This is a genomic window from Chryseobacterium sp. MMS23-Vi53, assembly GCF_047651245.1.
GTDB lineage: Bacteria > Bacteroidota > Bacteroidia > Flavobacteriales > Weeksellaceae > Chryseobacterium.
In genome coordinates this window covers 2,821,966-2,843,450 of record NZ_CP180265.1, presented here as the reverse complement: position 1 = coordinate 2,843,450, position 21,485 = coordinate 2,821,966, and the positions used below count along the sequence as shown (strand labels likewise).

Below are 21,485 nucleotides of genomic sequence, written 5' to 3'. Positions count from 1 at the left end.
TGTTATAAAAAAAATTTAGTAATACTATACCAGTGCAGACATAAAATGATTAAACATAATGACATAAAAAAGGAACTACCAAAGTCAGTAGTTCCTTTTTATTATATTCCCAAGTTTGTTAAAAAATCTATCTCATCATCATTTCCTTCCCAAGAACCAAGTTTTCCTTTTTCTGGGATTACATCTTGGTAAGCTGCTTCAAGAGCATCCCGTTTTTGTTTTGAATCAGCTCTTGCATATCTTTCCGTCGTTTGTACACTTACATGTCCTAAAATATCTCGAATGTAAACAATATTAACTCCACCTTGTAAAAGGTGCATTGCTTTAGAATGCCTAAACACGTGAGGACTAATAATTTCAGGAATCAGCTGATTATTAACTATTCTAGCACTTTTTGCGTATTTCTTTAAAATATAAGTTATACCTGCAGGAGTAAGCTTTCCTCCTCCTCGATTAAAAAATAAAGGGCTAAATTGTTTTTCAGGCCTGAGCAAATGATTCTCTTTGACATATCGTTCCAATAAATTAATTTGTTCTTTCAGCAAAGGAATGTCTCGTTGCTTATTACCTTTACCTGTTACTCTTATACGATAAGGATATTCAAACCTTACACATGACGGGCTTAAATCTACAAGCTCCTGAACCCGCATCCCACTATCATATAATAGCGCCAGCATAGCCAAGTCCCGTCTAGAAGCCAAAGTTTCTACAGATATCTGTTTAAGCAATAACTGTATACCTTCTAAAGACAAGTAATTCATTACTTTTGAAAATCCTTTTTTACTTTTAATTGATCGGATATTTTGCCACTCAGCTAATCTGTCTGGTACTTCATATTGTAAATATTTACAAAAAGAACAAATGGCTCCGTAACGATTATTTCTTGTTGAAATGGAATTTTTGCAATGTATTTCAAGCCACATTAAGAAATCTTCTATGGATTGCTTATTTAAATGTTTTAATTCTAATTTATGAGGAGGGATACCTTTTACTTTACTCATAAATGTCACCAATAGATTAAAGCTTTTTTTATATGCTCTTATAGTATTGGATGAAGCTCCATAATTTCCAGCAAGATATTTATGGAAAAAACTTTGGAGATATTTAGCAAAATCAGTCATGGATTATTCACTTTTGGGGATTTGAGGGAAAATTAAAGATGTCGGATGTTCTAGCTGTATTATTTCAGGAAACATTTCGTTTGTAAGCCTAACATAATTATTGGTTGACCTTGGATCGTTATGACCTAAAAACACAGAAATCATAGGCAATGCACAATAAACATCTATGTTATTACGCACCATCTTTGCAAGGCTATGAACAGCAGCGGTATGTCTTAGATCATGAATTCGCGGAGGATTTCCTCCTAGCTTTGAAGATATTCCTGCTGTATTTAAAATATCAGAGAACCAACGCCTAACACTTTCTCCCAGACAGCTCTTTCCCCTCTGTGTAACAAAAAATGGTGATTCAGGCAAAAGAATTTTTTCTATTGGATTTTGTCTCTAAATTCTTTGTACTGTAGTAATACTGGTAACAACGAATCATTTTTTGCTGCGAGTCTTTGAGTATTATTTTTAGAATCGTTTATTACTATTGTTCTTTTCTCAAAATCGATATCTTTATTTTTAATTGCTAATGCTTCACCAATTCTTAGTCCTGTACTATAGAGCAATCGAAGCATTGCCGGCATAGTAAAAATCATGGTTTGCGAATATTGATAACTGATCTTTAAAGAATTTGATAGCAAAAATATAGTTTGAATTTCTTCGTGAGTAAAAATATACGGAATATAATTATTTTTTGCTCCTTTTCTATAGGGGATCGGTACATAACATTCTATACCTAAATCATGCATATAATTTCCTAATTGAATCCAAGCGTTGTATTTCATGTATAAAGACCGATCACTATCATTAGTTCTGGTTTTTCTCCATTTATTTACAATCTCTTCTCTTATAAAATGGTCTTTCATATTGTAATCATTACAAAATTTATCGATCTCTAATAAAGTCCATTTAAGTGTCGATGAATTATATCCTTTAAGTCCTCTCTCTTTTAAAAACCCTCGAATATAAGGAGCTAATTTACTGGTATATATAAAATTTTTTCCATAATTATATTATTTAAAATTTGCTTGTAAGTAAAAATCAGGATCAACTATTGGGACATCTAAAGAGCATTCAAGTAAATTTTCCACACTAATGTGTAAATAGTCCATCGTTACTGCTGTATTTGAATGTCCCAATGTGTCAGAAATTATTGCTATAGGAACTCTATTTTTTAATAAATTCGTTGCTAAACTATGTCTTAATGCATGGCTACCGTGTTTTCTATCACTATAATCAATATTAGCTTTTTTCAAATATGTACGAATGTTATTATAGAAAGTCGTACCATTCACTGTGGTATAAGGACCTAGATCTCGCAGAAATATATATTTTGATTTTATTTTAGGTCTTCCGTTTTTGATGTAATCAATAATTGCTTCCCCAATATCCGTTAATAACGGTAACTCAATGGGTACTTTTGTTTTGAATTGTTTTAAACGAATTATATTATTCTTCCAATCAATATTTGAAAATTGAAGAAATCGAATATCGGATGATCTGAGCCCCAATCTGGTTGCTAATAAAATCATGGCATAATCTCTTTTACCTACAGATTTAGTCCTATTTATATTTTTTTCAAGCCGTAAAATTTCATCTGCTGTGTAATATGTCTGGATTTTATTTTTAACTCTTATTTTTAGATGATCTAATATCTTTGAAGTACGACGATCTATCATTCCATCATCATACATTTTTTTTAGTGCCGCCCTTAATATTGTTGCACTGTGATCTTTGCAATTTCTTACCGATGACATAAAATCAAGAAGTTTTTCAGCAGTAAGATCTTTCAGTGATGATACATTTTCGTAGTGCATTCGCTCACAAAATTTGTAAAGACATCGATAATAATTATTTCTTGTATTCGTTTTTAATTTTTTCTCAATGACGTGTTTCTCTAAAAACTCTGTAAAATAAGGACCTATGTGCCCTGGAAATGGTGCATCATACTTTGTTCGGGAAATTCTTAATATCCAACGTTCCTGAAGCATCCCATTTAGCAGTGTAACGTAACGTGCATCATAGTGGTGGTACTTACGCTTCTTGATAATCTTATCCCTATATTTTAAATAGGTCTCTCCCAATTCCGGTGTATAAATCTCAGTTGATTTTTCTTTCATGTATGCGAGAAGCCTGTTGTATTCTGTAGATAAGCGTTCTGTCATACTGCTTGAATATATATTCTCTTTAATATACGTTTCAAGCTGTGAGTGTAGTTCATGAATGTTTTTGTTCATAAATATTAATATAAAGTTTAATAATAATTTTCTTAATCAATAGAAAACAGAATAACCATTATCCCTTTATATCAACTTTATGTAATCATCAATCAATTATTATTAAAAATGATTAGAATATTTTTTTATTCAGCAATATTTTTTATATTTGCTAAAGAAAATAAGATATAGGGGATAAAAGAATTGTCTTTTTTCCATATAGATTATTACCAAAAAATTAAAATCTGTTAGTGGCTCAATACTTAACAGATTTTTTTGTTGACACAAACTTATGAAATTTTTACAAAAGACTTGTATTTTTTCCGAAAAATATTTCAAATGAATAACTTTTAGTAAATACTTAGCAAGTACTTAGTAAATACCTTACATATTTTATATATACTTTATATATACAAAATATATACAAAGTATATAAAATGTTATTATTAAAAGATATAGTTGTATCGAGGTAATCCAATTTCATTTTCCTTTGGATAAGGCTTTCTATTGGTCATACTCACATCTTCCTTTATCTGCCGGTGAATGTCATATTGTTTTTCTTTATCATGTGTATAACGCGGATCAGGAATCATGGGCATCTTTGCCATTTTGTGAATGGTAATCGTCGGAAAATGATAATCCACTTCTACTGTTCCTAACAGCAAATAGCATCCTCCTCCCTGAAAATGATACTGTTTCAGGCTATCCGGAAAATGTGCCGTGTCGAAATAATCACCGTTCGCATCAATCCAGGTTCCGAAATACATTTCCCCTTTGCTTGTCGGAACATGCTTTCTGGCAATAAGATAAGCCAGCATTTTCACCTGCTTTTTATGAAACTTCAATAAATCTTTTACAAATACCGAACCTCTGTATTTGGTCTGCAGCAAATCAAACGGGCTGCATGAAACCGGGAAGCCGATCAGTTCAATTTCATCAAAAGCATCTTCGAAGTTTTCTCTTTTTAATTCAGGTAACTTAAATTCCTGAACAGGCTCTTCAATTAGCATTAAACCTCTGTTTTCAGGTTTAAAATTCACCAATAACACTCTTGCTTCCACAAGCAGCTCATTTTTAGGTTTGCCTGTAAAGCGAAATGCTCCGATAAAGATCAAAGTCTGAATAGTCTCGATACCTGCTGGAATACGTTTGATAAAGTCCTGCAAAGATTTATAATTTCCGTTTCTCTCGCGTTCTTCAACAATTCCATGCGCAATTTTGGTTTCTAAACCTTCTAAAAGCATTAATCCTAAAAAGATCTCCTTTCCTTTTAACGTTGTCTGAAATTCGCTTGAATTCACACAGGGAACCTGAATATTTCCTCCCGACATTTTCGCTTCATGAATATAAACTTCCGTACGGTAAAATCCGCCCTGATTATTGATCACCGAAACCATAAATTCCAAAGGATAATATACTTTTAGATATAAACTCTGATAACTTTCCACCGCATAAGAAGCCGAATGTGCTTTACAGAAAGAATATCCTGCAAAAGATTCAATCTGACGAAATGCTTCAGCAGTAAGTGCTTCCGAATGCCCTTGATTTCTACAGGAATTAAAAAAATTGGCTTTTACTTTATGCAATTGTTCAATTGAGCGCTCTTTTCCGCTCATCGCTCTTCGGAGAATATCGCCATCAGCATGGGTAAGCCCTCCGAAATACTGGGCAATTTTGATGACATCTTCCTGATATACCATAATTCCATACGTTTCTTTTAAGTTTTCTTCAAAAACAGCATGGAAATATTGAAACTGATCCGGATGATTGTGCCTGAAAATATATTCCCGCATCATTCCGCTCTGCGCAACACCTGGTCTGATGATCGAGGAAGCTGCCACTAAAATTCTGTAGTTATCACATTTTAATCTTCTTAAAAGTCCTCTCATCGCAGGAGATTCGATGTAAAAGCATCCGATGGTTTTTCCTATTGCCAGATATTCATTGGCTTTTTGTTCATCTTTGGAAATTCTTGTGTCGCGGATATCAACATCAATTCCTCTTGTTTTCTTAATCAGATCTACCGTATCTTTAATCGTTCCGAGACCTCTTTGAGAGAGAATATCCAGCTTTTCCAGTTTCATATCTTCCGCCACGTCCATGTCGAACTGCACGATAGGAAATCCTTTGGGCGGCATTTCCAACGCTGAAAAATTCGTGATTGGCTCTTCGGAAATTAGAATTCCGCAAGCGTGCATACTTCGCTGATTGGGAAATTTCTGCATGAGCTGAACATATTTATGAATCGTCTGAACAACCGAATTCGTCTCATGAGCTTCCATTGGCTTTTTCGTCAGTTCATCCAGCTCATCTTTCGGCAGTCCAAAAGTTTTCCCGACTTCCCGGAATCTCGATTTGTATTTGAATTCTACATTCGTTCCGCAGAAAGCAACGTGATCTTTTCCGTAACGCTTAAAAATATACTCCAGAATTGTGTCCCGGTTTTGCCAGCTCCAGTCAACATCAAAATCTGGTGGGCTTTTTCTGTTAAGATTCAAAAATCTTTCAAAATAAAGATCAAGTTCCAACGGGCATATATCGGTAATCCCGATGCAGTAACTGACAATAGAATTGGCTCCGCTTCCGCGTCCTACATGCATAAATCCCATTCTATTGCTGTATCGTACAATATCCCATGTAATCAAAAAGTAAGAACAAAAGTTGAGTTCATCAATCACCTTCAGTTCTTTCTCTACCCTTGTCTTTGCCGTTTCATAATCATAACTGTAGCGTTTTTTTAATCCTAAATAAGCTAATCTTTTTAAAAGCTTTACATCAGATTCTTTGGATTTTGTATAAAACTGTTTGTTCCTTACTTTTTCAAAATCAAATTCAAAACTGCAGCTTTCCAGCAATTTTTTAGTGTTCTCTATGATCTCTGGATATCTTTGAAAAACCTCGATGATTGAATTTTCGGTTTTAAAATATTCTGATGGACTGCAAACATCAAGATCCGTCAGTTTGGATAAAAGTGTATTGTTGTCAATAGCCCTTAAGATTTTGTGGAGATTATATTGTTTTTTAGTACTGAATGTAACCGGATGCAGAATTACCATTTTTGGAATCAACTTTCTAAATTCAGGACGGATCAGCAGATTCAGTTCTTCTTCTCTGACTCCTATAAACTCATTATTTTTCAGCTTTGAAGGAATGTTATTGATCGGATAAATAATTAAAACATTGTCAAATGCAGGTGCTGTTTCAGAAAGTTCAGTTCCGTTGCAATTGTGATCTGTCAATAGTCTATTGACTTCACCAATTCCGGAGAACTCTTTTGCAATGGCAATGTAAAGCAATCTGTTTTCTTTTCTCACTTCAATTCCGGCAACAGGTTTAATACCAACATTTTCGCATTCTTTCTTAAACTCGTAAATCGCAGTAACCGTATTGATATCCGTTAATGCTAATTCTTTAATACCCAAAGAATGCGCTTGCTGAACCAAATCTTTTACAGATAACGTTCCGTAGCGAAGGCTGTGAAAAGAATGACAATTCAGAAACATAAATAAAAAGTTTAAAGTGATTTTCCAAAATCAAAACCTGAAGCTCTACCAACTGCATCGGAACCAAACCTATTCTTCAGATAATCCATCGTTTGGTATAAGTTCATTTGCTCTTCGGTATCTTCAAACAGATTCATCTGATGATTGCCATGAACAAGCCCTGTAAACCGTAATCCAACCAATCTCAGCCGCATTCTCCTTGTATATGCCTGATTGAAAAGCTCTAATGCCACTCTCGAAAGCGTATGATCGGCAGAAGTATAGGCAACTTTATGCTGTTTGGTTTCCGTATCGAAATTGGCATAGCGTATTTTGATAACAACCGTTGACGTAAGCCATTTTTCCTGTCTTAACTGATAAGCCAGTTGCTCCGCCATTCCTGATATGAGTCTTTTGATTTCGGCAATATCCATGGTATCGTTTGTAAAAGTCCTCTCTGTGGAAATCGATTTTCTTTCAGAATATGGAACAACCGGGTTTTCATCAATTCCGTTTGCTTTTTTCCAGAGTTCTTTTCCATTGACCCCGATCATTTGCTGTAAAACTAAAACAGGCATCTCAGCCAAAGTATGAATGGTTCGGATACCAATTCTTGACAATAGCTGAAAGGTTTTATCTCCTACCATCGGAATTTTTTTAATGGAAAGCGGGTTTAAAAACGGTTTGATTTCAGCTTCTTTGATTTCCAGTCTTCCAACAGGTTTGGATTCTCCGGTTCCGATTTTTGAAACCGTTTTATTGGTGGATAAAGCAAAACTAATGGGAAGTCCTGTTTCTTTTTTTACAGCTGCAGCAATTTCCTGGGTCCACTGATAACATCCGAAAAATTTATCCATCCCGGAAAGATCTAAATAGAATTCATCAATGCTCGCTTTTTCCATCACAGGAACCCTTTCCTGAATAATTTCGGTTACGGTGTGAGACAAATTAGAATAAAGCTCATAATCTCCTTTAATCACTTTTGCATCCGGACATAAACGGAGCGCCATCCGAATCGGCATCGCAGAACGAACCCCGAACTTTCTTGCTTCATAGGAACACGATGCGACTACTCCACGGTCTCCACCTCCGATAATCAGGGGAATCCCGTCGAGCTGAGAATTATTAAGCCTCGAGCAGGATACAAAAAATGCATCCAGATCCATATGTACAATTGCACGGTCCACGTTACAAAATTAGATACTATTTGTATCATTTTTATTATATTTGCTGATACAATTTGTATCAATGTCAATTTTTTCAGATAACATCAGGTTTTTAAGAGCTCAGAAAAATTTATCCCAACAGGAACTTGCGGATAAAGTCTCTATGAGCCGTGTCCGTTACTCCAAATATGAAGACGGACGCTCTGAACCCCCTTATGAGCTGCTTATCAGAATTTCGAAGTATTTTAATGTAAGCATCGATTTACTTCTTACCGTTGATATCCGGAAATATCCTTTGGAAGAAGTATTAAAGCTTCCGGATAACAGAATTGTTTTACCGGTTGTCGTTGATAAATTAGGCAACAACAGCATTGAAATTGTCCCTCAAAAAGCTTCGATGGGCTATTTATCGGGGTACAGTGATCCGGAATATATTGAAAGTTTACAAAGGATTTCTTTTCCCTTTTTAACGAATGGGAAATATCGCGCATTTCCGGCAAAAGGAGATTCGATGCCGCCATTTAAAGACGGATCTTACATTATCGGAAAATATGTGGAAAACATAGAAGAGTTGAAACCGAATAAAAGCTACATTTTTGTGACTTTGAACGACGGAATTTCCTATAAAAGACTTAAAGCGAAAAAGAAAAAATCAATAACTGTTGCTGCTGACAATTCATTTTATCAGCCTTATGATATTCCTTTTGGTGAAATTGTAGAAATTTGGCAATATGCATCCGGAATTTTTCCTGAAGATTTTGAGCCCAATGATTTTGAAAATTTTAATGTGAAAGATTTGTTTTTGCAGTTGAGAGGTGATATTTGGAAATTAGATCAAAAAATCTCTAAAAAATAAATTTTTCGATTACAATAATATTTTCACATTGTATTTCCTGTACTACTGAAAATTATCTCCATTTACTTGTTAAAACTATTGTTTCGTTATCCAGTCTATGATCATGGTAATTTTATTTGCTTTTTTAATGATAGACAGATCCACAGATAAACCGGCAAACTTATATCACTTCGTAGTAAATAGAAAGGCTGGCATATGATTATTTTACAATTCTATTTCTTTTTATTTATCTTTGTTTAAGATTAAAAATATTAACGTCAAGCGTAAGCTATCGTTTTGGTACATAAAGCCGCGAACTTTAAAATGATAACCAAAAATGATAGGCTTACGCCCATGCTTATACGGCGTGGGCTAAGTCTTTCTGGTTATCGGGTACTTCGCGGCACCTATGTACGGATTGATATTAGTTCCACGCTTTTTTATTAGATAGGTATGATACAAATTTTGACCGTTACTACACAAGAAGAAGAAGGAGGAGCACTATTTTTGAAAATAATTCTGTTCATATATTTCATTCCTTCAATAATAGCTTTAATTAGATTGCCACTTATAAAATTTAAATTCATTACTGTATTAATGATAAATACATTTCTTGGGTGGAGCATTTACGGATGGTGGATAGCCTTTTACAAAGCAACAGCAAGCGCAAAAGGATAAATTTGTGACCTAAATTTATGTAAGAATTAAGCCCCTGATAATATGGTAAAGGTAATTTTAAAAGTAAACAAAACTGAAGTTGACACAATGTTAAGCAAACTAATAAAACTAGGAATTAAAAACATAAAAATTAAAAAAAAGCGAAAAAGTTTTAATCTTTTTCGTTATAAAAATACTTTTGAAAATACCATTAACAAATTACATGATTAAATAAATTAACATCTATAAACATTAAGAAGAACTTATGTATCAAATTTTCAAGCAATGTCGATCCTCAAGTTTATGAGTTTATAGTGGAAATAAGATATTTTTTAGAAAGCCAGTACTCAATTACTGTAGTTCATCGCGATTTAATCGTTTTTAACTTCTTCAAATAGGATTTTGATATAGAGAGACCGAGAGATTAGATCTCTCGGTCAATTGTGAATATTATTTGTAACGAGGTGGGAATTTTTAGAAATTTTGGTAAAGTGAAACAAATTTTTCGAGATTAATCTATAATGCTATTAATTAAGTTAATCTGACCAAATTAAATAGTGTTATAAATCGATTTACAGGTATTTTTCAAAAAGGCTATAAAATCATTTTTAACTGATACATTTCGTGGAATCATGAGTGCCTTAATATTCCTTATTTGCAATCAACAGCAGATATTTTTTCTATGCGTACAACTGCTGCATATAGACTTTTAGCATTTAATATGTTACCTCGTTTGGCTATTTCAACTAAAGTTAATTTGTACGTTGAGTCTTTATGAGTAAAACACATACTTTCTCCACCAGCCGTTAGAAAAATGTCATCTTTAACTAGTTCGCCTGTTTTTTCATCTGTTATTTTAAAAGTCGCTTTTTTTGTTTTATAATTAGTGTAATTGCAATAAATATGTAAATCACCTTTAGTCGCTTCGTAACCAGATTTAATCCAAAATGAAAATTTGGTTGTTGGATCAAAATCCTTAGTTTGACCAGGCTGAATTCCTGTCTTAGGATCTAAATATTCTGTACTATGTGATACTATATAAGCATCAAAGACAACGTTTTGATTTTCTATTAAGGAATAATCCATCCAAATAGCACCATTGTCGCCATACTTTTTTCCTTTCCAGTCTAAAACTTTGAACGCATTTTTATCATCATCAAAACCAACTATTAACATAGCATGCATCATTGTTCTGGTACTATATCCAGGGATTTTCCAGCTTCCCTTCCTTCCCTTTTCGGTAAGTGCTTTCTCATACTCCGATGATAAATAAACACCAATACAAATTGGGTGGAAAGGAGGGGTTGAAAGTAAGGATTTAAAAAAAGTTATTAATCTAGCTGGTCTTTGAAAATTTCCTATCTGCATATTTTTAGCATCTATAAAAGCCGCTTTCGTAGGATAATATGTACTTGTACACCCATCAATTGTCCTTTTGTAGGGGCTTTTTTCAATAGTGGATAACCCGTTCTCTTTAACTGCCAAATAAGCATCAATAAAACTTATTCCTTCATCACATTTGCTTTTGAAAGGTTCTCGATATTTACCTTTAGCAACATTAAAAATAAACGAGGGGCTATATTGAATGAGCTGTCTATGATTTTTTAATAAATGATTATCAATGTTTCGCTGAATTGTTATCGCATATGCAACCGCAAAGGCTGTACAAGATCCCATTGCCCCTTGATCTATTTCATTCCATTTAGTTGTAAGATAGTCTTCCGTTAAGTCCCACTTTGAATATCTATCTATTAAATTGATATTATTATTTTCATTAAGATTATTTGGGCTTGCAGGTACCAGATATTCAATAATTTTTTCTTCACAATCTTTTTTCATTCCTCCAATGATTCTAAAAGAATCTTCTGAACTGTTTGTTGCTATTTGTCCTGAAATATTATATGATAATAATAAACAAACAATGAATTTAAGGAACTTTATCATTACTTAATATTTTTAACTTTCTGTAGCATTCCAATTACATAACTTTTACCAGTAGCAGATACAGCAATTTTATTATCGGCTGTATGTTTGAAATTAATATTTAGTTGGGTATCTGAAGAATCATTACCTTGGTTTTTTATCTCAGTATTTATTCCTGTATCAAGCTTAGCCGTTAAACCCGCATCCATTTTACGATTACTTTCTACTTCTGCAGAAAAGTTTTCAATGACTAAAATTTTGGTAATAATATAATTATTTTTATTTGTTAAATATCTCTTATAATCAATTACAGCAGGATCTGTTGATTTATCCATATAAGAATTAAAATCACCTAAGATGATTTCATCAACTCGCCATTTACCTGTAATCATTTTAATTTGCCTTCTGTCTTCAAGGGCTAACTTTAAATTAGCATCAATATTACTGTAATTACCATCCAATAAAATGTCAAAATAATTATTGATGAGTTCATCTTTATTACAGTTATTAGGAGCACCGTTTCCTTGTTGACAAAACTTATTAATCTCATTATAATTACCATTCAATACCTTTTCCAGACTTTTCCAAGTTATTTGCTTGTCTTTTGATACTATAGTCCCTAAATATTTAGAATTTGAAGGACCTAGATAAATGATATTTTTTTTAAAAGTCTCATCCTGCCAACAGTCTTTAAATGTTTTTGTAAATGCGGTCCATAAACTTCCTTTGGCTGCTGTTGTAATAATACCCGTTCTTACTGTATCTGGAGATATGATTTCTTGATTGATTGCATCTACATCCTCAGAAGGAGCATCCTCAAATGCGTAATGAGTAAGATCATTTTTATTCTTCTTGGATTCCTCCCTGCATGAGAAGAATGAGAATAAAAAAAAGGATAATAAAATGATTTGGAGTGACTTCATTGTTTTGAGTTTTGGGTTAATAGTTTTAAGTACTAAATTGATCATTATTTTCCAAAATCAAAATACCCCTTTTGTGGTATTTTTAAAGAGTAAATAATTGCTAGTCAAACGCTTGTTTTAATTAATGTATCTAAAAATTATTTAAAAATTCATATGAAAGATATGAAAAAACAATACCACGTGAATTGCTACTTTGTAAATAGAAGAAAAAATTAAAAAGTAAAAGTGAAAGATTGAAAACCTCAAGCAAAAATTATTTTGTGAGTATTTTCAAGAAAGAGAGAATTGAATTACGAAACCAATAAATTGACTTTTGTAACATATTTTAGCTAATGTAAATGTTGCATGAGAAAAATTTACATTAAGTTAGATTAGAGGTTAAGCAAAAATACCCTGATTTATAGTAGAAGGAAAACTCAAAAAAACAATCCGAATTTTGGACTTTATTGTACTAAAAATGTCTTATTGCGTCTCCAATTAGTTCTTCTGTAAATTCTTTTTTAATAATATTAAAAACTGTTTTTACATATCCGTAACCTTCAGTTCCTCTTCCTGTAGAATTAAAAGATGTAACGAATTTACGATATTCTTCAATTAATTCCGATTTGGGAAGATTAAATGCTTTATATGTAGTTGTTACAGCAGTTGGAATTTTTATACCATCAACAAAGTTCCTTTCAATTTTATCTAATAATTTTGTAGATGTATTAGAAGTATGGTGAGGAGTTTTAACATAGGATAATCCTTCGAAATGATAATCAGGAATCAAATTTATTGTTTGGTCTTCGATATCCCCACTAAATAATAGACTTAACTCTCCAACTTTGAAAACAGTTGCTATTGAAAAGTCGTTAGCATTTGTATGTATTGAACCTGCTTCTTTAGCTAATTTTTCTTCTTCTAATAATAGCGGAAAATGGAGCTATGCAAAAGACCTGAAAATTAAATTGTTTTGTCGTTTTTTCTTCTTTAATGATTGTCCTTACAATTTCAAGATTTCCGCCTGTCGGTAGTGTTAATGTATGAACATTGTAATTTCGATTCTTATTTAAAGAATTAATCTTTTCAAGGGAATTTTTAATATCATCATTATAGCCAAAAATATCCGATTCGGTTCCATCGACTCCTTCGGGTAGATAAAAATTAGTTTTGGTAGAGCAATAATTATCGACTAAAGTATCAATTCCTACAGAATGGTCTTCGTCAGTATGAGTCCAAATAAAGTAATCAATATTTGAAACTTTATAATGATCTAAAATATCTTTTGTTTTATGAAATATTGAAGTAGAATAGCAATCAATAACAAAACAAAATAAACATTGGTTTTTGATATTATCAACAAGTAAGATAACTTGACTCTCTCCCTTCTCGGAATAACCTATGGTAAAGACTTCAAGTGTGATCTCATTAATATTTTCGACATAATATGTCACTGCTCTTTTCGAATAATAGGCTTAGCGGTACGAAGAAAATGAGATACACTAACTTCCTTTGATATTGAGGTCTTTCTCATAGAAGGCTTAAATTCAATTTTTTCAGTTCGTCCATCCCTTATGGATCTGAAATTTTTATCGATAAATATTTTAGGCATTTCGTGAATGTTTATGTAAATAATTTTCTGTTACAGTTAATTTAAAAATATTAAATAAGTGATTATGATTAATATTTTTAAATATTTTTTCAACTTGAGATTTCCCAAAATCAATTTTTTCTAAAATATATTCCGGATAATATCCCTCAAGATCTAAGAGAACCTGAAATGCAGGTATATCTTCACCCTTTTCGTTTTTATAGGTTCCAAGTTCATAGGAGCGGATAATATTAATAATGGGTTCTTTTTCATCACTTTGTAAAATATCCTCATATCTATTTTGCATTGGAAAATAGCCGTATTCTTGAAAATTTGATTTAAAAAGATTAGACTCAAAATCTTCATAAATACTTTCTGAATCAAGATAAATATTACCTCCTAATTTACGTAAAGCAATTTTTTTAATCTTTAAAAATTCGTTATGATCATATAAGAACTCCAAATAATCTGCAAAAAATTTCAGATAAGAATCTATATTTACATAGTTCGTACAATCAATTGTTAATGATGAAAAATATTTATTAATATCAAAAATTAGATTATCCGTCCCAAAGGTATTTTCTGTATATCTAAAAATTTCCTGAGATTGAATTTCGGAACGTGGGATTGACAATGTGTCAATAACATCATCAATATTATTAAAATCTAATTCTAATTTACTATAAAAAGTTGTTTCAAATGATTTAAAGGAATCTTTAAATGTTTCATTAAATTTCCTTATAATATCTTCAGAATCTATAATCCCCTGATAATATACTCTGAATATGATGTTTTTCATCATATTCTTTTGTAAATCTTCGCGCTGAATTTGGTCTTTCATCATTTTCATTATCTGTGTAACAAAGTTATTATAAATAATTGATATATAATTACCAATTTTTGATATGTAAAAGGCTTCTAGAAATTCATTTTCTCTATTTGGAAAAAAACTAATCTAAATAATTGTAAATTTGAATGAATTCAATATATAAACACATTATAAAAAATGAATAAGATAGAAATTGAGTATCAATAGGCTTAAGGATTGGCAATTATCAAGACTCTCACACCATTTAGTTTGTTAGAAGCTGCTAGATACTGTAATCTTTTTGCGTGCGCTTTTTACTTTTTAATCCTTTATATTTCATAAATAAGTTAATTAGCTGTCAACTTATTTCAGGACGAGACATTTATTTAAACAAAAAAGCCTATTTTTTATAGGCTTTTTTGTTTAAATTTTAATTATGCAATGTCTAAATACATATAGGATTGGGGCGGGGAAACATTAAAATCGTCTTTCAATGATAATGGTTTTGAGTACTTTGTTACCTGCTTAATTTTTATTGCATGTGCAATTTCTCTCTCTCCAAAATATTCATAAAAATATTTTTCCGTGATTCCGGATAATTTTTTTGTTTTTTGCCAGATATCTTCAGGATTGGAAGTTAAAATAGTGTCAATTTCGAACTCTCCGATAACTTTTTGTACGGGAGATGAGGCATAAACGACAACAGTTGTAACATCCAATTTTTTAAAAATGACTTTTCTAAATTCAAATTTTTTTTCGCCTTCAAATATTTTGAAAGCGAATTCAGGTTTTATTGATAATAATACTCTCATTATTTTAACGCAGTAATAAATAATTTATAAATTAATTTAAATATATCATATAAGCAGCTGCCCAATAATGATATACCGATGACTAATAGCAAATATTTTGCTATAGTAATCCAATTGTTCTTCTCATATTTAGATTTAATTAAAAGCGAACTGTTTTCTTGGTTATTCCATTTCCAATGATATGCCAGAAAAATTGCACTCTCAATATTAGGTAGGTCTACATATCCGTTCCATCTGTAGTTTTCTAGATTGCGGCAACTCAAATATGGTGTATGGTATCCGATTACATCTTCACTATTACTACAAATATAAAAGAAATGTTGTTTTTTAATATGGCACATTTTCCCATAAATTTCAACTAAGTCCTTACTTAGATCTCTTATTTCATTAACTCTAAAGTCAATCATTTCTAATTCAGAAAAAGCACTTTCAAAAATTGAATTTGGAGGAGTGCTAATTGTTGATAATTGATCTAAAAATTGACCAGAAATTCTAAATCTTATATATAATTGTTTACTCAATTTAGGAAGATTTAAACTTACGATAGTTCCATCATACTTATATTCAAAAGTTAAATCGTTATTTGAAAACTCATAAATAGTAAAAACTTCTTCATCTTGATCATTTAAAATTTTATGCTGTTTACTTACTTGGCTAACAACTTTATAATTCTCATTAAATATTGCACTCAATAAATCAGGTTTATTTATAAACTTAGATACTATTTCATGAAAATTATTTTGTTCTATTTTAGCAGGGAAATAAAAGTTTATACAGTCAGTATTTTGAGTTGATGTTAATTTTAAACCAATATCTAAAAATCTATGAAATTCTTTTCGTTTATTAGGTATTTTCCAATAGTTAAAATGTAGTTCAATTTCTTGAAACGGATTATCATCATTTCTTGATTCCCAAATAGCTATGCTTTTCATCTTTTAGAATATTATTAACTATTAATCAAGGATAAAACTTTCGTCACTTTTTGTATTTTTTAAAATATCATCAAACTTTTGTTCGTCAATATATTTGAATCCTCGTGGCGAATCATTAATACCATTGAGAACTTTTAAATCAATTAGTTCTTTCATGTTAATCCTGTGAGGAAAAGAATAGACATATAAAAAATTAACAACAAAAGGCTTTTCAGTAGAATAATTCCACATTTTTCGTAGATCATGTTCAGGAAATACGGTGCTTTTTCTACAATACAATACGAAATCATCTTCGTTCTTAAAATCATATCTAACTTCTTGGACTATTCCAATTGTTGAAACTACACTTTTGTAATAGCCACCTGTTCTATAAAATACAAGTATATCTCCACGCTCTGGATGTGGCTTATATGCTCTTGAAACATAAACTTTATTAATACCATTTCTGTGAGGAAAGTCTTCGATATATTCCTCTGGAGATTCTGTATTTAAGATTGAGTCCGGTAATAAATTTGTATGGTAATCAGGATAAATTGGAACTATATAACAATCTTGTGATCTTGAAATATAGGGATAATTTGCTTTTAAATTCTCTTTGTTAAAAGTTTTAGCAAAATTTCTTACATATATTAGCTCCTCATTCTTTGTACCCCAAAAAACAAAACCCCAGTGCTCCAATAAATCGATAAGTCTTTTCTGTTCATCTCTTTTGTCGAATATGGTGACATATATTTCTTCAACCTTATTTTTTAAAGCATTATCAAAAATGATTTTCATAAATCTTTCTCCTAATCGAAATCCATTATTTATTACTTTAAATGTTCCTATTTTTAGTCTTTTTTTTGGGGGGAATTGAGGTGTAATATCAGTATAATTTTCATTATTGTCTTCAATTTTTAAGTATAAAAATGATAATAATAGACCATTATTTGAGTTTACAGTAATATATGCTTCTTCATCAAACTTTTTTATAAACCACTTGTCAAACCCATTATAATCTTCTTTAAGACTTTCAAAAAAGTTATCCTCTAAATTAATTCTACCAAACTTAAGCTTCTGAACATTTAGAACCTTGTAATTAACGAGATCAGGATGCTCTGCAAAAGTCTTTTCTAGAAAAGAATCTATGGTAAATACTTTATCTTGTATTTCTAGCTCAAAAGCTTTTCTATGTATTTTTTTATCTTCGGTAATTAAAATATCGACTCTGCCAATGTAAACTTCATTTAAAAGTTGAGTATCATTTTTATCATTGTCATTAACGTCTATTATATTAGATAGTTCTAGAACCTCATCTTGTAAGGGAGAAGGTAGCTCAATTTGTTCATAGCTGTCTAGTTTTATATGAAAAGTGTTAACCGCAGCTTGATCCTTATATTTTTCAATTTCAGTAATTGAAAGTGAGTGAACACATTTTGTATATTTGGCTCTTTCAAGTCATCGATAAAGAATTCCAACATCTTGGTTAATTATCCTAGAAGCCTCTCTATGAATAATAATATTTGTGTCTAATAATGCTTTCATGGTTTCGCTAGTTTAGTATGAATGCTATTTATTATTTTGGAATAATCATTAAAAAGACCAATATTAAGATTAATATTTAATTTTTTAGATATTTGTTTAGCATGTAATAATTCATGATCCTGAAATTTTTGTAAAAGCTCTACCGAATATATTTTTTTATCTCTATCTTGAAGCCTTTTGCTAATTTCATCTATATTACCCAAAATGATATTTAGATTTATCGGATTGATTTGAGCGAAAGTCTCAAATGGAATAGTCTCAATCATATTGGCTTTATTTAATAAGCAGTAATGTCCATCGAGAAGATAGTTTTGATCATTTTTAATCACGTTTTTCAAACCAATAATTAATTGATTTTGAGTCACTAAGATGTTATTAACTTTTTTATTCTGTGAATCCTTATTCAATTCATCCCATTTTAATAGCTGACTCGCTGATAAATATTCTAAGTTTAACTCTTTACAGATTTCCTTACATACCGTACTTTTACCAGCGCCATGAATACCTCCTATAAAAAAATTTTACCTAACATAAGTCTGAATTTATATAATATACAAATCTACAGAATCATTCAAATAATTATTATTTGCAATTATAATTTTTTAATACGACAAATCTTGACGTATTATATCTGTGAAAATTTTTTCACATCCTCTTTTGTTCATATTTGATTGTGTATAAATATCTTGTTCAGAAATTAAAATTCACGTATCACATTATTATAATTTTGGTTTTCATGAAATCAACAAATATACCTTTTTGAAATAAAAATATATGCTTATCAAAAGATTATTATCACAATCAAACTTATTAATCAGCAAATTAAAATAAAGATTTAACTCAGCTATTGATAATATTTAACTTTTGATAACAGGAAACAAAGAAATTGTTACAGTCGACCAGGGCGTACATGATGAGATTTTGATTATTTCAATACACAAAATTATAACTTTTAAAACAGAATATTAAGTTTAATTTAAATTTTAACATTAATAATATTTACCTGATTTTCAATGTATTAATTTATTTAAATACGACACGTTTTGTCGCATCCAGCATATAATTTTGTATTCCAAAAACACTAAAAACTGATAGTATGGATAAAGTGACTTTACAAAGAATCGAAAAACTTCACCCTGTTGTAAGAGAGGAAGTGAAGCAAATTATTAAAGAATGTGACGAAGCTCTAATAGGAAGAGCAAAAGTGAGAATTACACAAGGCCTGAGAAGTTTTGAAGAACAGGAAAAACTATACGCCATCGGAAGAATCACGTCAGGAAAAAAAGTGACCAACGCCAAAGCCGGACAAAGCATCCACAATTACGGACTTGCAGTTGATATTTGTATGATGATTGACGGAAAAACCGCAAGTTGGGACACCGTAAAAGACTGGGATAATGATAAAGTTGCCGATTGGTACGAATGTGTAAAGATTTTCGCAAAGCATGGCTGGGATTGGGGAGGAAACTGGAAAACGTTTAAGGATCTTCCGCATTTTGAAAAGAAGAGTATTTTAACGAAGAAAGGTGTGGTGAAAGCGAGTTGGAGAACGTTGGCTAAAATGCCTAGAGATGAGGACAATTACATTATAATTTAATTCTCTTTTATTTGAAAATTATTTTTAATACGACAAGTTCTGTCGCTTCCCCGTCCTATCTTTACATTAAAGAAAAACACCAAAAGCAATCATTATAAAAGCTAAAACCAATAGTCAATTCTTCGGAAATCTATTGGTTTTACTTGTCTAAAATTGTCACATATTTCTTAAAAAACAAGTATAAAAACATGAAAAAGACAACCATTCTTTCTTTGGACGGGGGCGGAATCAGAGGAATTATTACCTGCATCATTCTGCGCTACATAGAAGAGCAACTGCAGTTTTTTGATAAGCCGAGCGCAAAACTTGGCAATTATTTCGACTTTGTTGCAGGAAGCAGTACAGGAGGGCTGATTGCGTCTATTATTCTATGTCCCGATGAACACCGAAAAGCAAAATATTCGATCCAGAAAGGATTAGAATTATATGCTGAAAAAGGAGGTGACATATTTCAGGTTTCTTTTTGGGAACGTTTAGTAAATCCGTTCGGATTATTAAATGAAAAAATATCTCAAGATGAACTTGAAAAAAACTTGAATGACTTTTTTGGAAATTTAGAATTAAAAGAATTAATAAAACCATGTTTAATAACAAGTTATGACCTCGAAAACAGAAGAGCAAAGCTTTTCAATTCATGGAAAGCAAATTTAAGTGCAGACAATTTTTACGTAAAAGACGTCTGCAGAGCGACCTCAGCAGCTCCGACTTATTTTACCCCGGTTCAGATTAAGTCGATGTACGGACAGATTTTCAGCCTAATCGATGGCGGGATGTTTGCCAACAATCCGGCACTTTGCGCTTATGCCGAAGCAAGAAAAATTCCTTTTGCGGAAGTTTTAAAAAATCATCAGAAAGCCAATCATCCAAGTGTAAACGATATGATTGTCGTTTCGATCGGAACCGGAATTGAGTCGAAACCTTATCCTTTTAAAAAAATGGAAAAAGCAGGAAAAATAGGTTGGGTGAATCCGATTATTGATATTTTGATGTCGGCAAATGCAGAAACAGTTGATTATCAATTAGGACAAATGTTCCAAACATTAGGATTGAGAAATCAGAAAAATTATTATCGACTAAATCCTTCGTTGAAGAATGCTTCTCCCGCAATGGATAATGTAAAAAGATCTAATATTGAGAATTTAATCCAAGCCGGATTGAGCTATATCGATGATAATAGAGAAATTTTGAATCAGATTGTTCAGAAATTAATTAAAAATAAAATATAAGCTTTTAAACTTATAATGATCCAATATAAGTTATTTTGATTATATTTTAAAATCAAAATCTAATTATTTTACATTTCATTCTGATTAGGAAATACTTAAAAAATAAATGACAAATTTTTCTAAAATAAATTAAACACGTCAAGTTTTGTCGCTTACCGCTTCTATCTTTGGTTTATAAATAAAACACAAAATCAATCATTAAAAAACTTTAAAAATAACATTTGAACTCAACATTACTGAAGGCTGAACAGCCAAAATTCTGTTCGATTTTGAACCCAAGCATTAAAGCACAAAAGATGGAAACACCAAATCAAAACTCCGATACAATGTTCGATGAAGAACTCTACACCATAGAATGGAGCGACATCGAAAACGCAGAGATAGACTATGAAAACTATCTCAACGAAATTGAAAACTTCTTCCATGAAGATTTTGAAAACGATAACCTTGAAGAAAACATTTATTAAACTAAGTTTTTAAACACATCAAGTTCTGTCGCTCTCCAACATTATCTTTGAGATATAAATAAACACAGAAACAATCTTCTAAAATTTTTAAAAAACTCCTTTGAATTCACCATTCACAAAATGTTGGACAGCCAGAACTGTGTTTAAAAATCAACACTAAAAAAACATAACAAAATGAAAAAGAAAATTTAAGTCGGGAAGTGGAATTTTTGCAGAACCACTTGAAAAAATGAGCGAA

General features: G+C 31.3%; 20 protein-coding genes. 5 read left to right on the top strand and 15 right to left on the bottom strand.

What is annotated here, in order from left to right:
• Positions 1-101 precede the first annotated feature (101 nt).
• From ACKX2A_RS12685 to dinB, 6 genes are all read right to left on the bottom strand, one after another.
• Positions 102-1,121, bottom strand: a complete 1,020-nt coding sequence (locus tag ACKX2A_RS12685; protein WP_346583158.1) for a site-specific integrase — start codon at positions 1,119-1,121, stop codon at positions 102-104.
• A gap of 3 nt (positions 1,122-1,124) precedes the next feature.
• Positions 1,125-1,478, bottom strand: coding sequence for a tyrosine-type recombinase/integrase (locus ACKX2A_RS12680; RefSeq protein ID WP_415325116.1), 354 nt, complete (start codon positions 1,476-1,478; stop codon positions 1,125-1,127).
• A gap of 11 nt (positions 1,479-1,489) precedes the next feature.
• A complete protein-coding gene (locus ACKX2A_RS12675) occupies positions 1,490-1,975 on the bottom strand; it encodes a tyrosine-type recombinase/integrase (RefSeq protein ID WP_415325114.1) in 486 nt (161 codons plus the stop codon).
• Between the two features lie 147 nt (positions 1,976-2,122).
• A complete protein-coding gene (locus tag ACKX2A_RS12670; RefSeq protein ID WP_415325113.1) occupies positions 2,123-3,346 on the bottom strand; it encodes a tyrosine-type recombinase/integrase in 1,224 nt (407 codons plus the stop codon).
• Between the two features lie 425 nt (positions 3,347-3,771).
• Positions 3,772-6,828 (bottom strand): DNA polymerase III subunit alpha, encoded by a 3,057-nt coding sequence (locus tag ACKX2A_RS12665; protein ID WP_415325111.1) that lies wholly within the window; start codon positions 6,826-6,828, stop codon positions 3,772-3,774.
• A gap of 11 nt (positions 6,829-6,839) precedes the next feature.
• Positions 6,840-7,994, bottom strand: a complete 1,155-nt coding sequence (gene dinB, locus ACKX2A_RS12660) for a DNA polymerase IV (RefSeq protein WP_415325109.1) — start codon at positions 7,992-7,994, stop codon at positions 6,840-6,842.
• Between the two features lie 61 nt (positions 7,995-8,055).
• Here dinB and ACKX2A_RS12655 point away from each other — a divergent pair, with 61 nt between their 5' ends.
• Complete coding sequence (locus tag ACKX2A_RS12655) at positions 8,056-8,829, top strand: XRE family transcriptional regulator (RefSeq protein ID WP_415325107.1); 774 nt, start codon at positions 8,056-8,058, stop codon at positions 8,827-8,829.
• Positions 8,830-9,273: 444 nt separating this feature from the next.
• Positions 9,274-9,486, top strand: a complete 213-nt coding sequence (locus ACKX2A_RS12650; RefSeq protein ID WP_415325105.1) for a superinfection immunity protein — start codon at positions 9,274-9,276, stop codon at positions 9,484-9,486.
• Positions 9,487-10,116: 630 nt separating this feature from the next.
• Here ACKX2A_RS12650 and ACKX2A_RS12645 read toward each other — a convergent pair.
• From ACKX2A_RS12645 to ACKX2A_RS12605, 9 genes are all read right to left on the bottom strand, one after another.
• Entirely contained in the window at positions 10,117-11,409 is a 1,293-nt protein-coding gene (locus ACKX2A_RS12645; protein WP_415325103.1) for a C1 family peptidase, read from the bottom strand.
• A complete protein-coding gene (locus ACKX2A_RS12640; protein WP_415325101.1) occupies positions 11,409-12,311 on the bottom strand; it encodes a hypothetical protein in 903 nt (300 codons plus the stop codon). The genes ACKX2A_RS12645 and ACKX2A_RS12640 overlap by 1 nt, the downstream gene beginning before the upstream one ends.
• Before the next feature lie 451 nt (positions 12,312-12,762).
• Positions 12,763-13,080 (bottom strand): hypothetical protein, encoded by a 318-nt coding sequence (locus ACKX2A_RS12635; RefSeq protein WP_415325100.1) that lies wholly within the window; start codon positions 13,078-13,080, stop codon positions 12,763-12,765.
• 112 nt (positions 13,081-13,192) lie between these two features.
• On the bottom strand, positions 13,193-13,744 hold the full coding sequence (locus ACKX2A_RS12630) for a hypothetical protein (protein WP_415325098.1): 552 nt from the start codon (positions 13,742-13,744) through the stop codon (positions 13,193-13,195).
• 150 nt (positions 13,745-13,894) lie between these two features.
• Entirely contained in the window at positions 13,895-14,725 is an 831-nt protein-coding gene (locus ACKX2A_RS12625) for a hypothetical protein (protein ID WP_415325096.1), read from the bottom strand.
• 398 nt (positions 14,726-15,123) lie between these two features.
• Positions 15,124-15,501 carry a hypothetical protein gene (locus ACKX2A_RS12620; protein WP_415325094.1) on the bottom strand — a complete coding sequence of 126 codons (378 nt, stop codon included), beginning with the start codon at positions 15,499-15,501 and terminating at the stop codon, positions 15,124-15,126.
• Positions 15,501-16,433, bottom strand: a complete 933-nt coding sequence (locus ACKX2A_RS12615; RefSeq protein WP_415325092.1) for a hypothetical protein — start codon at positions 16,431-16,433, stop codon at positions 15,501-15,503. The genes ACKX2A_RS12620 and ACKX2A_RS12615 overlap by 1 nt, the downstream gene beginning before the upstream one ends.
• A 21-nt stretch (positions 16,434-16,454) precedes the next feature.
• The gene (locus tag ACKX2A_RS12610) at positions 16,455-17,210 is read right to left on the bottom strand and encodes a hypothetical protein (RefSeq protein ID WP_415325091.1); all 756 of its coding nucleotides are present in this window, start codon (positions 17,208-17,210) and stop codon (positions 16,455-16,457) included.
• Between the two features lie 743 nt (positions 17,211-17,953).
• Positions 17,954-18,424 carry an AAA family ATPase gene (locus ACKX2A_RS12605; RefSeq protein WP_415329467.1) on the bottom strand — a complete coding sequence of 157 codons (471 nt, stop codon included), beginning with the start codon at positions 18,422-18,424 and terminating at the stop codon, positions 17,954-17,956.
• Between the two features lie 629 nt (positions 18,425-19,053).
• Between ACKX2A_RS12605 and ACKX2A_RS12600 the strand changes: the two genes are divergently transcribed.
• The 3 genes from ACKX2A_RS12600 to ACKX2A_RS12590 all read left to right on the top strand — a co-directional run bounded on the left by ACKX2A_RS12600 (position 19,054) and on the right by ACKX2A_RS12590 (position 21,247).
• Positions 19,054-19,554, top strand: coding sequence for a M15 family metallopeptidase (locus tag ACKX2A_RS12600; protein WP_415325089.1), 501 nt, complete (start codon positions 19,054-19,056; stop codon positions 19,552-19,554).
• A 188-nt stretch (positions 19,555-19,742) separates the two neighbouring features.
• Entirely contained in the window at positions 19,743-20,780 is a 1,038-nt protein-coding gene (locus ACKX2A_RS12595) for a patatin-like phospholipase family protein (protein ID WP_415325087.1), read from the top strand.
• Between the two features lie 221 nt (positions 20,781-21,001).
• Complete coding sequence (locus ACKX2A_RS12590; protein ID WP_415325085.1) at positions 21,002-21,247, top strand: hypothetical protein; 246 nt, start codon at positions 21,002-21,004, stop codon at positions 21,245-21,247.
• Positions 21,248-21,485: the final 238 nt, after the last annotated feature.

Excerpts from the sequence above, each read along its gene's own strand:
- ACKX2A_RS12685 (WP_346583158.1), bottom strand. The coding sequence starts at position 1,121 with ATGACTGATTTTGCTAAATATCTCCAAAGTTTTTTCCATAAATATCTT.
- ACKX2A_RS12675 (WP_415325114.1), bottom strand. The coding sequence starts at position 1,975 with ATGAAAGACCATTTTATAAGAGAAGAGATTGTAAATAAATGGAGAAAA.
- ACKX2A_RS12670 (WP_415325113.1), bottom strand. The coding sequence starts at position 3,346 with ATGAACAAAAACATTCATGAACTACACTCACAGCTTGAAACGTATATT.
- ACKX2A_RS12665 (WP_415325111.1), bottom strand. The coding sequence starts at position 6,828 with ATGTTTCTGAATTGTCATTCTTTTCACAGCCTTCGCTACGGAACGTTA.
- ACKX2A_RS12655 (WP_415325107.1), top strand. The coding sequence starts at position 8,056 with ATGTCAATTTTTTCAGATAACATCAGGTTTTTAAGAGCTCAGAAAAAT.
- ACKX2A_RS12645 (WP_415325103.1), bottom strand. The coding sequence starts at position 11,409 with ATGATAAAGTTCCTTAAATTCATTGTTTGTTTATTATTATCATATAAT.
- ACKX2A_RS12640 (WP_415325101.1), bottom strand. The coding sequence starts at position 12,311 with ATGAAGTCACTCCAAATCATTTTATTATCCTTTTTTTTATTCTCATTC.
- ACKX2A_RS12625 (WP_415325096.1), bottom strand. The coding sequence starts at position 14,725 with ATGATGAAAGACCAAATTCAGCGCGAAGATTTACAAAAGAATATGATG.
- ACKX2A_RS12620 (WP_415325094.1), bottom strand. The coding sequence starts at position 15,501 with ATGAGAGTATTATTATCAATAAAACCTGAATTCGCTTTCAAAATATTT.
- ACKX2A_RS12615 (WP_415325092.1), bottom strand. The coding sequence starts at position 16,433 with ATGAAAAGCATAGCTATTTGGGAATCAAGAAATGATGATAATCCGTTT.
- ACKX2A_RS12610 (WP_415325091.1), bottom strand. The coding sequence starts at position 17,210 with ATGAAAATCATTTTTGATAATGCTTTAAAAAATAAGGTTGAAGAAATA.
- ACKX2A_RS12600 (WP_415325089.1), top strand. The coding sequence starts at position 19,054 with ATGGATAAAGTGACTTTACAAAGAATCGAAAAACTTCACCCTGTTGTA.
- ACKX2A_RS12595 (WP_415325087.1), top strand. The coding sequence starts at position 19,743 with ATGAAAAAGACAACCATTCTTTCTTTGGACGGGGGCGGAATCAGAGGA.